Below are 13,749 nucleotides of genomic sequence, written 5' to 3' on the forward strand. Positions count from 1 at the left end.
CGTAACCGGGCGGCGGGTGGCAATTCCGTGTTGCGTGTGAAAGCTCACATCCTGTTTGACCCGGGAATTTTCGAGAAACCGCCACACACGAAGGCGCCGCCCGGCTAGGCTCAGGCCTTTGCCGGACGGCGCCAACTACGGGGCAATCAACCCAAGTTGGACACTCGGGTCAGATATGACCGTCCTCCAGCATTTCGGTCACAAGTGCGGCAATCTGGGACCTCTCGGACCGCGTCAGGGTGACATGGGCGAAGAGCGGATGCCCCTTCAGCTTCTCCACCACGGCGACGACACCGTCGTACCGGCCGACGCGCAGATTGTCCCGTTGCGCCACATCATGGGTCAGAACCACCCGCGAATTGGAGCCGATTCGGGACAGAACGGTCAGAAGCACATTCCGTTCGAGCGACTGCGCCTCATCCACGATCACGAACGCGTCGTGCAGCGAGCGGCCGCGGATGTGGGTCAGAGGCAGGACCTCCAGCATCCCGCGCGCGGTGACCTCCTCGATGACCTCGCGGCTGGTGACCGCGGAGAGCGTGTCGAAGACCGCCTGCGCCCAGGGGCTCATCTTCTCGGCCTCGGAGCCGGGCAGATAGCCCAGTTCCTGCCCGCCGACCGCGTACAGCGGACGGAAGACCATCACCTTCTGGTGCTGGCGGCGCTCCAGGACCGCCTCCAGGCCCGCGCACAGCGCAAGCGCCGACTTGCCGGTGCCGGCCCGGCCGCCCATCGACACGATGCCGACGTCCGGGTCGAGGAGCAGATCGAGGGCGATCCGCTGCTCCGCGCTGCGGCCCTTGATGCCGAACGCCTCCCGGTCGCCGCGCACCAGGCGGACGTTCCCCTCGGCGGTGACGCGGCCGAGGGCCTTGCCACGTTCGGACTGAATGGTCAGGCCGGTGTGCACGGGGAGGTCGGAGGCCTCCGGGACGTACACGTGTCCTTCCTCGAAGAGGATGTCCACCTGCTCGCCGGACAGGCTCAGTTCGGACATTCCGGTCCAGCCGGAGGAGTCCGTGATGGCGAGTTCGGCCCGGTACTCCTCCGCGAGAAGCCCGACGGACGACGCCTTGATCCTGAGCGGGAGATCCTTCGACACGACGGTGACGTCGTACCCCTCGGCCTGCAGATTGCGGGCCACCGCGAGGATGCGGGAGTCGTTGTCCCCCAGGCGGTAGCCGCTGGGCAGCACGCTGGGGTCCGAGTGGTTGAGCTCGACACGGATCGTTCCGCCGAGATCCCCGATCGGGATGGGGGCGTCCAGACGGCCATGCCGCACCCGGTAGTCGTCGAGCAGACGCAGGGCCTGCCGGGCGAAGTAACCGAGTTCGGGATGGTGCCTCTTGGCCTCCAGTTCCGTGACCACCACGATCGGGAGCACGACCTCGTGCTCCTCGAAGCGGGCCAGGGCGTTCGGGTCGGCCAGCAGGACGCTGGTGTCGAGAACATAGGTGCGCCGGTCTGACTTGCGGCGCGTTGTGCTGGTCACCACGGAAGGACGTACCCCCTCGGATGAGGTCGGGGAGCGACGAGATGGAGCTGGACCGGTCCACGGCCGCGATGCACGGGCCGAGAACCGGCCCTCCGCGTCTTCGTCCGTGCAGGGACAGCACGGTCGCGCTGGTGCAAAGGGCCTCCCGGGCGGACGGCCCCGAGCCGCCCGCTGAGATCCGACACCCGTGGTTCGGGCGTCGACCTGCTTGGCTTATGCCCTCGAACATGCGCTGCCATGCAAATGCATAGGACAGCGCGTCGGTGAACTCCTCATCACTTCCGCCCCAACAGGGTTATACGGGACGGTTCCCGGGACGTGCGCCGCTCCGGTCGGGGTACGTCAGCCGCCGTAGCGGCGATGACGTGCCGCATAGTCACGCAGGGCGCGCAGGAAGTCGACCTTGCGGAAGGCGGGCCAGAAGACCTCACAGAAGTAGTACTCGGAGTGGGCGGTCTGCCACAGCATGAATCCGGACAGCCTCTGCTCGCCGCTGGTTCGGATCACCAGGTCGGGGTCGGGCTGGGCACCGGTGTAGAGGTGGCGGCCGATCATGTCGACGTCGACGGACTCGGCGAGCTCCTCCATGGAGGTGCCCCTGTCGGAGGCGTCCGTGATCATCGAGCGCACGGCGTCGGCGATCTCCTGGCGGCCGCCGTAGCCGATGGCGACGTTGACCAGTATCCCGTCGATGTGGGCGGTGGCCTCCTCGGCCTCCTTCAGCGCCGTCTGCATCTGGGAGGGCAGCAGGTCCGGGGTGCCGACGTGGTGCACACGCCAGCGGCCGTCGGCCGCGAGGGTACGTACGACGTCCTCGATGATGCCGAGCAGCGGGACGAGCTCTTCCTGGGCACGGTCGAAGTTGTCCGTGGACAGCAGCCACAGGGTGACGACCTCGACGTCCGTCTCACTGCACCAGCCGAGGAACTCCTCGATCTTCTCGGCGCCGGCCCGGTGACCGTGGACGGTGGTGGAGCCCGCGGCCTTCGCCCAGCGGCGGTTGCCGTCCATGATGACGCCGATGTGCTTGGGCACCTGAGCGTGGTCCAGGTGGCCTTCCACCCGGCGTGCGTAGAGCCTGACCAGAAGGCCGCGCAGTTTGTCGCGCAGGTTCACGAGATTGTCAGCCCCTCCATACGGTGGTCCCCTTGCCGGCGAAGCCTACCCCTGCGGGGCTTTGGCGGGGTTCGCGGGTTCGGGGCGGGTTCGGTTTACGGGTGGGTGCGGGTCGCGGGTGGGTGCGGGTCGGCGGGGGTCTCTCGCGCAGTTCCCCGCGCCCCCGGGGTGGGGGCAGTGGGCGCCCATGGGTGGGGGCAGTGGGCGTCCCTGGGTTGGGGGCAGTGGGCGCCCCTTTGAAGCTGCACGGCGGTGGCACAAAAAACGGGCCGGTCCGTGGGGGGGAGACGGACCGGCCCGAGGGGGGGTTTCCACCATAACCCTTCGTAAGTGATGCTGCGCGCATCGACGCCAAATAATTACTCTACGGAGTCGTCCGGCGACGCCCAGGTGGGGTGGTGAGCCGTTGTTCGGGGGTCAAACATGGCCGATTCACAGCGGATTCCCAGGAAAATGGGGCCCATTTCGAGAGATCAAGAGGGTTTGGGGCGCCTTCAGGGCCGTTCGGGGCTCCCGTCCACCGTCCCCCCGACGGGCTACTGCGGGCGCGAATCACGGCTTGACGTGTCCGCCGGTGCATTTCGGCACCGCGCAGCCCCCTCCGCTGCGCGATGCCGCCCGCGCAGCTTTGCTCACGCGAATTACCTTGGTCTGAACTTACTTGAGGGGAGGGGGTAATGGGAGTGACTCGTGATAACGATGTGGAAACCCTGGGGGGATTTCTGGGTGTGACGCGTCGGTGAGTTCACGTATGCGCAGATCACCCGATTTGCTCGCCGGTGCGAACGGCGGTTCCCGGCCATTTCGCCGCCACCCCGCCCGCGGGAGCGCTGTCGTCGGTGCGCGCTGCTAGCTTCCGGCGGCATGACGACACCTGACCCTGAGGACACTCCGGGGATGCCGTACGCGGGAGACGGAATGCCGTATGCGGGAGACGGAATGCCGTACGCGGGAGACGAGAAGGAAACCCTGCACGCGAGTCTCCGGCAGCACCGCGACGCGGTCCTGTGGAAGCTCGACGGACTGGACGACGAACAGCTGCGCCGGCCGATGACACCGTCCGGGACGAACCTGCTCGGCCTGGTGAAGCATCTGGCGTCCGTGGAGTACGGCTGGTTCGTGGAGACCTTCGGCGGCGAGACCGAGCCGCTGTGGTTCGACCCGTACGAGAGCGAGGACATGACCGTGGGCCCCGGCGAGACGACCGAGCGGATCGTCGCCTTCTACGGCCGTGCTCGCGCCGCCGCCGACCCTGTCATCGACGGACTCTCCCTGGACACCCTCGGCCGGCCCGCGTGGTGGGACCACTCGGTGTCCCTGCGCTGGGTCCTCGTCCACATGACGGAGGAGACCGCTCGGCACGCGGGGCACATGGACATCGTGCGGGAGCTGATCGACGGGGCCACCGGCGACCGTCCCCGGGTCACAGATGGCGACCGTCCCCGGGTCACAGATACGGCCTGACGAGGTCGTACGCCGTCTGCGCGGTCGGCGCGTCTAGGAGACCGTCGGCCTCGGCCAGGCAGCGGCGGACGGCACGGGCGGCGACTTCGTCGACCTCCTCGGGGTTGTGCAGAACTCCCCAGAGGTTCATGAGGAGTTCGCTGAAGCGGGCGAGGGAGCCGAGGGGACCGTCCAGCGGTCCCTCTCTCCTCGCCCAGCGCGCGGCGATGGTGCCGCCGACGCCGGGCACGTCCTCGATGCCGCGCCACATGGCGTCGGCTGCCGCGTACACGACGTGCGGGACATGGCTGTGGATGAGGGCGCTGCTGCACAGCAGACAGGGTTCGAGGGTGGTGTAGAGGCGGTGACCGGGGTGGCGGCGGCCGATCGGAAGCCGGGCCAGGGCGTTGATCTCGGCGTGCGCGATGGCCGTGCCGACCAGCTGACCGGCCGGGGCGATGGACTCCTGACTGCGGTTCCGGCCGGTGGCGACGACCCGGCCGTCGGCGTCGACCAGGACCGCACCGATGGGCCGGCTGCCGGCCCGGAATGCCTCCCAGGCCAGCTCGAAGGGGAGCCGCCAGGGATCGGGGATCGCGGTCACCGTCACCTTCACCGTCACCGCCCGCTGTCCTCCTTCGTCCCCGTCCCGCGGAGCATGAGCAGGACGTGTTCGTCGCCTCCGTACCGGACCGTACCGGCACCCGATCAACGTCTCCCCTACAACCATGGCTCCCCTACGACCACGGCTCCCCTACTTCACGAGGGGCCGGACCTCCTCGGCCGCGAACCGCACGAATCCCTCGGGGTCGGGCTCGTCCCCCGTCGGCTGGAGGACCACGGTGTCGGCCCCGGCGTCCGCGAACCGCCGCACCGCCTCGGCCACGGCCTTCGCGTCTCCGGCGACGCCGAGCTCCGGGACCGACTCCAGTCCCTCGGCCACCAGTTCGGCACGGAGCCGGTCGGCGGCAGCGGCCCCGGTGGCGGTGAGCAGATATACGACGACCTGGTGCGGGCCGGCGTTCCCGGCGGCCTCCCGCCCCTCGTCGATGAGCTGTCGTGCCCGCCGTACGCCGTCCGGTGTGGTGGCGGAGGTGAGGATCGTGCCGTCGGCCGCCTCCCCGGTGAGGCGCAGCGTACGCGGGCCGGTGGCACCGGCGAGCACCTCGACGGCACCCTGTGGCGGCCAGTCGAGCGCGACGTCGTCCAGCTTGACGTACCGCCCCCGCACGGTGAGCCGCTCGCCCCGCAGCAGGGCCCGCAGGGCGTCCAGGTGTTCCCGGAGCAACGTCAGCGGGGACTCGGCGCGCGCTCCGACCTGACCCATCCAGTCCTGCACACCGTGCCCGACACCGAGGACCGCCCGCCCCGGGAACATCCGGTGCAGCGCGGCAGCCTCCATCGCGGTGATGGCGACGTTCCGCAACGGCACGGGCAGCAGACCGACGCCGACCCGTACCCGCTCGGTCCAGGCGAGAGCGGCGGCCGCGGTCGAGAACCCGCCCTCCCGGAAACAGTCCTCCCACAGCCACAGCTCTTCGAGCCCCGCGTCATCAGCGAGCCGAGCCACCGCCTTGAGCCGCTCCGGGGGAAGTTGGGGCCGGAACACAGCACCGAGTCGAGTCATGGTGACCTTCGTAGCGGGCGGCGGGAGAAGCGACAACTCCTTTAACGGCAGGCGCGAAGTGGCGAAGGTTTGGGTAGGGCTGGGGACCGGCGTTCACGAGTTGCCGTTGGGGCCGCCCGCTTCTTCGCCAGTGTCGTGCTTCCGCGCCCCGAGTAAAGGGCGCTCCCTCCGGTCGCGTCGCCTGCGGCGATGGCCCTGCGGGCCACCCTTGACTCGGGCCGCTCCAGCACGGGTGAGAAGCGAGCGGGCAGCCCGGGGAAAGTGGCCGGCTCAGGGGGTTCGCCCTGGGGCAGGCTGCGTTCTGGGCCGGGGCGGAGGGGACGCATCAACCAAGTGGCGGCACGCCGGGTGGGTTTGGCGGCGCGGGATCGGTGGTGGGTGGGGGGCGCGGGGGCGCCTCGCCTGCACGCCGGGCCGGTTTAGCGGCTTGCGGTTGGTGGGGGGCGCGGGAGCGGGGTGATGGCACGCCGGGTGGACTTAGCGGCTTGCGGCGAGTGGGTGGCGGGGGCGGCGCATCGGCGCCTCGCCTCCACGCCGGGCCGGCTTAGCGGCTTGCGGTTGGTGGCGGGTGGGGGGCGCGTCGGCTGGGTGGCGACACGCTGGGGGGATTGGCGGTTTGCGGCCGGTGGGTGGAGCGCGGGAGCTGGGTGGCGACACGCCGGGCGGGGGCGGCGGCTCGCCGCCGGTGGGTGGCGAGGGCGGCGCATCGGCGCCTCGCCTGCACACCGGGTGGGCTTGGCGGTTTGCGGGTGGTGGTCGGCGCCTGGGGAAGGGAGGGGAGAGGAAGAGAGGGGAAGGGAAGGCGCGGCCCTGGGCGGTTCTGGGGTCGGACGCAATGCCTCGCCGGTCACATCGGCCGGACCAATCACCCTGCGCGAGTTGGGAGCCGGACCAGGGCGGTGCCCCGCCAGTCACATGGGCCACGCAGACCACGTCCCCTGAGGCAATTGGTCGATTTGGGCCCACCAGCCCCCCAAAAGACCAGGTCGCACGGCTCCGGGGTGTCCCAAAGCGTCCAATTACCCCTCTCGCCCCCACCCGTCAGCCAACCGGGGGGAACAGAGCCACACCCCCTCCACCCACCGCCGCTCCCGCCCACCGCCCCGTCCATCAGCCGCATGTCGCCCAGCCACCCGGCGTGCCCCCACCCCGCGCCCGCGCCCACCCACCGGCCGCAAGCCACCAAGCCCACCCGGCGTGCCACCACTCAGCGGATGCGCTGCCCCATTCCCGCCGACCGCAAGCCGCTAAGCCGGCCCGGCGTGCAGGCAAGGCGCGACCGCGCGCCACCCACTAGCCGATCGCCGCTAAGCCGACCCGGCGTGCCGCCACCCCGCCGCCGCGCCCCACCAACCACCCACCGCAAGCCGCTAAGCCAGCTCGGCGTGCAGGCGAGACGCGACCGCGCCCCACCCACGGACCGATCGCCGCCAAACCCACCCGGCGTGCCGCCACCCCGCCGCCGCGCCCCACCCAACAGCCGATCGCCGCTTACCCCACCCGGCGTGCTGGCGAGGCGTGGTCGCGGACCGTCGGCTCCGGACGCGGACGCAGCCGACGGTTGCCCGCGAACCCTGGCCGGGACCCCGTCTTTCCGGGCCGCTCGCTCGCTTCTCACCCGGGCTGGAGCGGCCTGGGTCAAGGGTGGCCCGTAGGGCCATCGCCGAAGGCGACGCGGAACGCAGTGGAGCGCCCTTGAGGCAGGCCGTGGAAGCACGACACTGACAAAGAAGCGGGCGGCCCCGACGGCAACTGCTCCAACAGGCGTTCACCGCAAGCTCGTGGGTACGGTCACAGTGGAGGTGGCCCAGGAATGGCACGTTGGCGGGACGGGCGAGGCAAGCTCGTCATTCACGGCGTAGGCGTAGGCGACGGCGACGGAGATGGAAACGGCCGTGGGGGTCTGCTTGCCGTTCCGCTGGAGATCGCGGCCTCTTATCGCGCCCGGACGAAAGGGCTGTTGGGCCGTGATGCCGTCGACGGGGCGATCCTGCTCTCCCCTGCCAACGGCATCCACACGTTCCGGATGCGCATCCCCATCGACGTCGCCTACCTCGACCGCGACCTCACCGTCATCGCCGTACGCACCATGCAGCCCGGACGCCTGGGTCTGCCCCGGCTCCGCTCCCGGCACGTGCTGGAGGCGGAGGCGGGGGCCATGGCGGGGTGGGGAGTGAGGGTGGGCGGGCGAGTGTCGGTCGAGGCCGCGAGTGTCAGCGGTTCAGGTCCATGACACCGACCCCGAGTCCGCCGTAGGCGTCCGGCACGACGGTGGCCACCAGAGCTCCGTCAGGGAGCGCCGGGTTCGGCCGCGTAACATGCACGGCTGCCGCGACGCCGAAGTCGACACCGTCGGGGAGCAGTTCGGCGACGGTCATGGCCATCGCGTAGTCGACGTCGATGGTCCTGAGCACGTCCAGCAGCACACCCACGTGGGCGACGACGCCCGCGCGCTCGCGCTCAGCTTCCAAAAGACACAGGACGGGAGCCCACAACCGCACGTCATCACTGGACGCTGCAGCCTGGATCAGGCCAGAAACCTGTTCGATCTGGCTCAACGGGACGACTCCGCCTCGGCGAGCGCAGCCCGGTGAGCAGCGGTGGCCTCTCGCATCTTGCGCCGCATCTCAGCGGATTCCTCGTCCGTCACGTCGTGCCCGGATAGCTCGGCGAGCAGAGCACGGGTGCGGTCCGCCCGCTTCATACATGCCGTATACGCCGCCTGCTTCTCCGTGTGCCAGTCAGCTTTCCGCGCGTGGGAAGGAGACCTCCACTCGTCGGTTCTTCTTCCGGCCTGCCTCTGTCGAGTTGTCCGCGATCGGGAACTGCTCGCCGTAGCCCCGTACCTCGAACGTGATGTTCGCGTCGTTGAGGTCCGCGTCCAGGACCGCCTGTACGGCGTTGGCGCGCTGCCGGGACAGGACGTCGCCGTGGGCGGACGAGCCCAGGTTGTCCGTGAAGCCGAAGACCCTGATCTGTGTTGCGTTCTGCTTCTTGATCTCCTCCGCGATCGCGTCGATACGGGCCTTGGCCTCCGCGCTCAGCTTGGCGCTGTCCTTGCTGAACAGCACCTCGGCCTGGAGCGCGAACTTCACGTCCGCGTTGGTGTCTTCGCGGCGTTCGTCTCCGCTCTGGTCCTCTACGACCGACTTGATGTCCAGGACCTTGGGATCGGCGAGGGTGGCACCCTCGGGGAGCTTCAGGTCGGGGTCGGTGGGGTCGATCTTCACCGGGGCGGAGGCTGAGGGTTCAGTGCCTGGGGGGACGCTGGGGGTGGTGTCGTCGGCGTGGGCTGCGGTGGTGGCGCAGAAGTTGGCGGCGATGAACAGGGCGGCTGCGGTTACGGCCAAGGGGAGGCGGGTTGTCGTAGTCACAGGCCCTCACCCAGAGATCGTGATGTCAGCGGGGGCGAACATGGGCAGCTGGAAGGACACCTGGTTCGTGTCGGCGGGCGGCGCCGGGAACTGCATGAACACCGGCACGGTCTCTCCGGACTTGACACTGGAGACCCCTGTTGTTGTGAGGGGACGACCGTCGGTGTCGCGAAGGACGTAGTAACGCTTCTTTCCCTTGGAGTCCACAAGCGTGGCTCCTCCGAATGACCGGCCGTTCCTGATGATCTCGGTTTCGTTGCCGCTCAACTGTGCAGGGATCGTGATCAATTTGGCACTGTCATTCTTCAGGTTTCCGCTCACGGTGACGAAGCCACCGGTGTCACGAGCAGCCGAAGTGATGTCAAGCAACAGGCCACCCGGCCCCTTCAACTCGGCGAGGGGCGTGTCCGACTTCCCTTCCTGAGTACTCGGCCGGGAGCCACCTGTCTTCGAGGTCGACGCCGAACCCTCCGGCTTCTTGTCGTCGCCGCCACCACCGCCACAGCCGACCGCGCCGAGGGCCAGACCGGTCGCCACCGTCAACGCGACCAGCCCCCTGCGGGCCTTCGCAGTGAACCGAATGCTCATGACTGCTTCCTTCTTGACTCGTCGTACGCTTGTCAGTCGGCCAGGTGGACGTCGAAGAGGTCCTCGGGCCCCGGGAGATCGGTGAGATCATCCGGGTTGAGGTCCCAGTTCCGGTCCTTGCAGGTGAGCTGTGGCAGCACATTGTCCCCCGCGTCCTCTCCTGGCGATTTGAACGTGCAGAGCGGCTCGATCACAGCCGTGGCGGTTGCCGTCGAGTGCACGTTCTCTGTGCCCGGGACGACGGAGTCCCCAACGGGCTTGGAGGTCCTGACGTCAACCTTGAAGCCCAGCAACCCCACGGGCACGCAACCCCCACCCGCAATGGTGGCGTCGTTCTGCGCGGCAAGCTGATAGGCCCGCCAGCAGGACTCGTCGACCCCCACCTTCCCGTCGAAGATGTCCTGCCACTTGGCCGGATCGAGTACAGCCTCCACCCACTTGTCCGCAAGCTGGTCCCGCTTGTTCTGGGCCGCAGCGAGGGCGGCCGCGTCCGCGGCCGTCTGGGCGCCGTTCCGATTCGCCGCCGCCTGGCCGACCGCGAGGTAGGCGAACGCAAGAAAGAGCAGACCCGCCACCACCGTGATGTAGATGGGGAAGGCCTGCCCTGCGTCGCGGTATTGGCGGAGGTGCGTCAGCCGCCGGTGACCTCGCCAATCTTGTCCGTAATGGCATTGAAGATCGTCTGCCCGATGTCCGTACCCGTGATCGCCAGCACAATCGCCACGACCACCGCAATGATCCCGAGGTACTCCACCGCCGTCTGGCCCTTGTCGCTGCGGGCTGCGCGGGCCTGCAGGTAAGTGACCGTGGTGTTGAGCCAGTTGCTCATGGTGTTCCCCTCCAGGATCGCCTCCGATCCGGCAAACGTAGGCCGGACCGCCCCACCCCTCGTAGGGCCCCAGGACCCATTCCCAGGCCCAATCACACCTCCCCACGTCACGCCACCCCCAACCACTTCGCCGCCGCCTGCGACCGGCTCGTGCTGTGGAGCTTGGCGAAGATGCGGTTGATGTGGTTCTTGACCGTCTTCTCGCTGATGAAGCAGGTGGCGGCGATCTGCTGGTTGTTCATGCCGGACGCGATGAGGTCCATGATCTCCGCCTCCCTGGTGCTGAGTTGGAACCGCGACCGCAACGACTGTCCCACACCAGATTGCAGTTGCGAAAGGTTTTGTGAAGAAATTGTCGGTGAAACGTTGGGTAATCCGCTGGCCGTGTGTGCAGTTGCATGCGATCGGAGCTGGGCCAGTAACGCTCCCGCCGCCGTCGGAGTGAAGTGCGGCCTGCCCTCGCCGATGTCCCTCACCGCCCTCACCAGTTGCTCCACGCCGAACTCGCCGTGGACCAGGTAGCCCCCGGCTCCCAGGCGTACGGCCTCCTGGATGATCTCCGGCTCGTGGCTGTACGTGAGCATCATGACCGGGGCCAGCCGCACGAGGTACGGAAGTGCCGAGATGCCGTCCACGTCGGGCATGCGGACGTCCAGGAGGACCACGTCGGGACGGTGCTGGAGGGCCGCCTCGCAGGCTTCCCGGCCGTTCGCCGCCTCCGCGACCACGGTGATGTCCTCCCGGCCGGAGAGGAGGGCCGTGAGGCCGGCGCGGACCACGGGGTTGTCGTCGGCGACCACGAGCCGGAGCGGTGCGGCGGGGGTGGTCGGCGGAAGGTTCTCGAACTCGAAGGGATTCCGTGGCATCGGGGTGCCTCCTCTCATACGTCTTGACGCTGCGGGTGGGTGGGGGATGTCAGAGCGGCCAGCGGGAGTTCCAGCAGGATCTCCGTGCCCGTGGCGCGGGGGCCCGCTCCCATGTGGAAGCGGGCGCCCACGGACGCCGCTCGTTCGGTCATGCCGAGCAGGCCGAAGTGGCCGGCGGTGCGGAGCCGTTCAGGGGTGGTGCCGGGTGGGAGGCCTCGGCCGTCGTCGTGGACGCTCACGCGGAGCAGGTCGCCGTGGACTCCCGCCGCCACGTCCACCCGGGTCGGCGCCGCGTGGCGGTGGGCGTTCTCCAGCGCCTCCGAGACGATGGAGAGGAGCTGGCGAGCCACCGCGGGCGGTACGGGCGGGAATGGGGAGTCGCTCGTGCGGCGGTACACGGCCGGCAGTCCCGTGCGGGTCGCGAAGTCCTCGGTACGGGCCGCCAGTTCCGTCAGGAGGTCCGTGCCGTGGGCGGGGTCGTGCTCGCGGCGGAGGTCGGTGAGGAGTTCCCGGGCCTCGGCGGCCGCCCTGCGGGCCGAGCGGGCCACCAGTTCCGCCTGCTGCTTGATCAGGGCCGGGTCCATACGGGTGCCCGCGGCCGCCGAGCCCGCCAGGCCGTCGGCGGCCAGGGCCACGCCGTACAGGGTCTTCGCCACCGAGTCGTGCATCTCCCGGGCCAGGCGGGCCCGTTCCGCACTCACCGCCTCGGCCACCGCCAGCCGGGCCTGGACCGTGGTCAGGGCCTGGGTCGCGGCGCCGAAGCGGAGCATCAGGTTGCGCAGGGTCGAGCCCACCGCGCCCGCGATGACGCAGAGGCCGGGGAGGAGGAGGGACTCGGCGACGTCCGCCCGGTGACCCCCCTTCAGCGTCGCGTGGACCAGGAGCAGGATCAGGGACTGGAGCGAGGCGAAGCAGGCCGCGCCCCGCCAGCTGTAGACCAGGCCGGCGAGGAGGGGGGTGCAGACGCTGACGTAGGCGAGGGTGGTGTCCGGGCCCGCCGAGACGAGGAGCAGCGAGCCGAAGAGGGTGTCCGCCGCGAGGAGCGTGGGGTGGCGCAGGAGGAGGGGGCCGAAGCGTTCCCAGTCGCGGAACAGGACGTACGAGACCATGAAGGTGACGACCACGGCCGCGCCCACCAGGCGGGCGCCCAGGCCGGGGGCCGCGTTGACGAGGGCGGCCGGGGCGGCCAGGGCGATCATGGCCATGCGGAAGCCGAAGACCTGCCGGCACATCGCCTGGAGCGCGCGGATCTGGATCTTCTCGGGGTCGGGGAGCGGACCGCGGATCGCGCCGACGGGGGCGGGGGCGGGCGACTCCGGTGGCAACTCCGGTGGCAACTCCGGTGGCGGCGCCGCCACGGCCGCCGACGGGTCGAGCGCGATCCCGGGCGGCCGTGCGCGACGCCACCGCGGCCGCGTGCGTTCCCTCGCTCCCGCTCCCGCTCCCGCCCCAGCCCCAGCCCCCGTCCTCGCCCCCGCCCCCGCCCGCGCCCTCGCCATGACCGTCACCGCCCGCCTACTTCCCCGTGATCGAGCCGAAGTCCACGCCGGAGCCCAGCAGCAGACCCGCGCCCAGCAGCAGCATGGTCGCCGGGACCATGAACGTGGTGATCATCAGCGTGGCCCTGGGGACCGCGCGGGCGGCCTTGCGGCGCGCGTTCTGGGCGTCCGTACGGCGCATGTCCTTGGCCAGGGCGACGAGGGTGTCGACGATCGGGGCGCCCAGCTCCTCGCCCTGCTGCAGCGCCGTCACGAACATCGCCACCTGCTCCGAGTCGTTGCGGCGGCGCAGCTCGGCGAAGGCCTGGCGGCGGCTCATGCCCAGGTCCAGCTGGCGGAGCGTGATGCGGAGTTCGTCCGCCCAGGGGCCCTCGTAACGGGAGGACACGCGGTCCAGGGCCTGGCGGAAGCCGAGGCCGGCGCTGACGACCACCGCGAGCACGTCCAGGAAGTCGGGCAGCGTCCGCTCGATCACGTCCCTGCGGATGCGGATCGCCGACCAGATGCCGACCTCCGTCCAGAACGCGCCGAAGGCGAGCAGGAGCAGGGCGACGAAGTAGTTGCCGCGCATCAGCATCACCAGGAAGCCGACGCCGCCGAGTGCGCCGTACACCGCCCGGCGGGCCGCGTAGCGGTCGATGGTCAGGCCGCCGGGGTTGCCCGCGAGGTCGATCCTGCGGCGGTACTTGGCCACCTGTTTGGGGCCCATCAGGCGCAGGACCGTGGGCGCGTAGCGCATGCCCATGCGGTCGATGACGGAGTCCACCGCGCCGGTGCGGGTCGCGCCCACCTCCAGGGCGATCGCGAGGTCACTGGGCAGTTTGGTGTCCGCGCGGTACATGCGGATCCCGGCGAAGACGCCCCAGACGCTGAGGCCCATGGCCAGAGCCAGCAGAAGTGCCATGTGTCCGC

General features: G+C 69.9%; 15 protein-coding genes. 2 read left to right on the top strand and 13 right to left on the bottom strand.

Annotated features, from left to right (window positions below; genetic code table 11):
- Positions 1 to 169 precede the first annotated feature (169 nt).
- Complete coding sequence (locus ACIPSA_RS08750) at positions 170 to 1,495, bottom strand: PhoH family protein (RefSeq protein ID WP_402630566.1); 1,326 nt, start codon at positions 1,493 to 1,495, stop codon at positions 170 to 172.
- A gap of 342 nt (positions 1,496 to 1,837) precedes the next feature.
- Positions 1,838 to 2,611 carry an isoprenyl transferase gene (locus ACIPSA_RS08755; protein WP_402630568.1) on the bottom strand — a complete coding sequence of 258 codons (774 nt, stop codon included), beginning with the start codon at positions 2,609 to 2,611 and terminating at the stop codon, positions 1,838 to 1,840.
- A gap of 939 nt (positions 2,612 to 3,550) precedes the next feature.
- On the opposite strand from ACIPSA_RS08755, the gene ACIPSA_RS08760 reads away from it, so the two are divergent.
- On the top strand, positions 3,551 to 4,075 hold the full coding sequence (locus ACIPSA_RS08760) for a DinB family protein (RefSeq protein ID WP_402631706.1): 525 nt from the start codon (positions 3,551 to 3,553) through the stop codon (positions 4,073 to 4,075).
- Here the strand turns inward: ACIPSA_RS08760 and ACIPSA_RS08765 are convergent.
- A complete protein-coding gene (locus ACIPSA_RS08765) occupies positions 4,059 to 4,676 on the bottom strand; it encodes a nucleoside deaminase (RefSeq protein ID WP_402630571.1) in 618 nt (205 codons plus the stop codon). The genes ACIPSA_RS08760 and ACIPSA_RS08765 overlap by 17 nt on opposite strands.
- Before the next feature lie 132 nt (positions 4,677 to 4,808).
- Positions 4,809 to 5,681, bottom strand: coding sequence for an LLM class flavin-dependent oxidoreductase (locus ACIPSA_RS08770; protein ID WP_402630574.1), 873 nt, complete (start codon positions 5,679 to 5,681; stop codon positions 4,809 to 4,811).
- 1,813 nt (positions 5,682 to 7,494) lie between these two features.
- Between ACIPSA_RS08770 and ACIPSA_RS08775 the strand changes: the two genes are divergently transcribed.
- Positions 7,495 to 7,914: a DUF192 domain-containing protein gene (locus ACIPSA_RS08775; RefSeq protein WP_402630577.1), complete on the top strand. Its 420-nt coding sequence runs from the start codon at positions 7,495 to 7,497 to the stop codon at positions 7,912 to 7,914.
- On the opposite strand, the gene ACIPSA_RS08780 is transcribed toward ACIPSA_RS08775, so the two are convergent.
- From ACIPSA_RS08780 to ACIPSA_RS08820, 9 genes are all read right to left on the bottom strand, one after another.
- Positions 7,895 to 8,152, bottom strand: a complete 258-nt coding sequence (locus ACIPSA_RS08780) for a hypothetical protein (protein WP_402630580.1) — start codon at positions 8,150 to 8,152, stop codon at positions 7,895 to 7,897. The two genes, ACIPSA_RS08775 and ACIPSA_RS08780, sit on opposite strands and share 20 nt — an antisense overlap.
- An 83-nt stretch (positions 8,153 to 8,235) precedes the next feature.
- Positions 8,236 to 8,385: a hypothetical protein gene (locus ACIPSA_RS08785; protein ID WP_402630583.1), complete on the bottom strand. Its 150-nt coding sequence runs from the start codon at positions 8,383 to 8,385 to the stop codon at positions 8,236 to 8,238.
- A 37-nt stretch (positions 8,386 to 8,422) separates the two neighbouring features.
- Entirely contained in the window at positions 8,423 to 9,031 is a 609-nt protein-coding gene (locus tag ACIPSA_RS08790; protein WP_402630586.1) for an OmpA family protein, read from the bottom strand.
- A gap of 30 nt (positions 9,032 to 9,061) precedes the next feature.
- Positions 9,062 to 9,643 (bottom strand): hypothetical protein, encoded by a 582-nt coding sequence (locus tag ACIPSA_RS08795; protein WP_402630589.1) that lies wholly within the window; start codon positions 9,641 to 9,643, stop codon positions 9,062 to 9,064.
- A gap of 32 nt (positions 9,644 to 9,675) precedes the next feature.
- Complete coding sequence (locus tag ACIPSA_RS08800) at positions 9,676 to 10,278, bottom strand: pilus assembly protein TadG-related protein (protein ID WP_402631708.1); 603 nt, start codon at positions 10,276 to 10,278, stop codon at positions 9,676 to 9,678.
- On the bottom strand, positions 10,275 to 10,472 hold the full coding sequence (locus ACIPSA_RS08805; protein ID WP_402631710.1) for a Flp family type IVb pilin: 198 nt from the start codon (positions 10,470 to 10,472) through the stop codon (positions 10,275 to 10,277). The genes ACIPSA_RS08800 and ACIPSA_RS08805 overlap by 4 nt, the downstream gene beginning before the upstream one ends.
- A 107-nt stretch (positions 10,473 to 10,579) precedes the next feature.
- Positions 10,580 to 11,338 carry a response regulator gene (locus tag ACIPSA_RS08810; RefSeq protein WP_402630592.1) on the bottom strand — a complete coding sequence of 253 codons (759 nt, stop codon included), beginning with the start codon at positions 11,336 to 11,338 and terminating at the stop codon, positions 10,580 to 10,582.
- Between the two features lie 14 nt (positions 11,339 to 11,352).
- Entirely contained in the window at positions 11,353 to 12,570 is a 1,218-nt protein-coding gene (locus ACIPSA_RS08815) for a sensor histidine kinase (protein WP_402631712.1), read from the bottom strand.
- Positions 12,571 to 12,853: 283 nt separating this feature from the next.
- The gene (locus ACIPSA_RS08820) at positions 12,854 to 13,741 is read right to left on the bottom strand and encodes a DUF5936 domain-containing protein (protein WP_402630595.1); all 888 of its coding nucleotides are present in this window, start codon (positions 13,739 to 13,741) and stop codon (positions 12,854 to 12,856) included.
- Positions 13,742 to 13,749 lie beyond the last annotated feature (8 nt).

Source organism: Streptomyces sp. NPDC086549 (assembly GCF_044746205.1).
Lineage (GTDB): Bacteria > Actinomycetota > Actinomycetes > Streptomycetales > Streptomycetaceae > Streptomyces.

What these genes read in the sequence shown, in the direction of transcription:
- ACIPSA_RS08795 (WP_402630589.1), bottom strand. Translation starts at nt 9,643, where the DNA reads ATGAGCATTCGGTTCACTGCGAAGGCCCGCAGGGGGCTGGTCGCGTTG.
- ACIPSA_RS08810 (WP_402630592.1), bottom strand. Translation starts at nt 11,338, where the DNA reads ATGCCACGGAATCCCTTCGAGTTCGAGAACCTTCCGCCGACCACCCCC.
- ACIPSA_RS08820 (WP_402630595.1), bottom strand. Translation starts at nt 13,741, where the DNA reads ATGGCACTTCTGCTGGCTCTGGCCATGGGCCTCAGCGTCTGGGGCGTC.
- ACIPSA_RS08770 (WP_402630574.1), bottom strand. Translation starts at nt 5,681, where the DNA reads ATGACTCGACTCGGTGCTGTGTTCCGGCCCCAACTTCCCCCGGAGCGG.
- ACIPSA_RS08805 (WP_402631710.1), bottom strand. Translation starts at nt 10,472, where the DNA reads ATGAGCAACTGGCTCAACACCACGGTCACTTACCTGCAGGCCCGCGCA.
- ACIPSA_RS08815 (WP_402631712.1), bottom strand. Translation starts at nt 12,570, where the DNA reads ATGTGCCGGCAGGTCTTCGGCTTCCGCATGGCCATGATCGCCCTGGCC.
- ACIPSA_RS08785 (WP_402630583.1), bottom strand. Translation starts at nt 8,385, where the DNA reads ATGAAGCGGGCGGACCGCACCCGTGCTCTGCTCGCCGAGCTATCCGGG.
- ACIPSA_RS08775 (WP_402630577.1), top strand. Translation starts at nt 7,495, where the DNA reads ATGGCACGTTGGCGGGACGGGCGAGGCAAGCTCGTCATTCACGGCGTA.
- ACIPSA_RS08760 (WP_402631706.1), top strand. Translation starts at nt 3,551, where the DNA reads ATGCCGTACGCGGGAGACGAGAAGGAAACCCTGCACGCGAGTCTCCGG.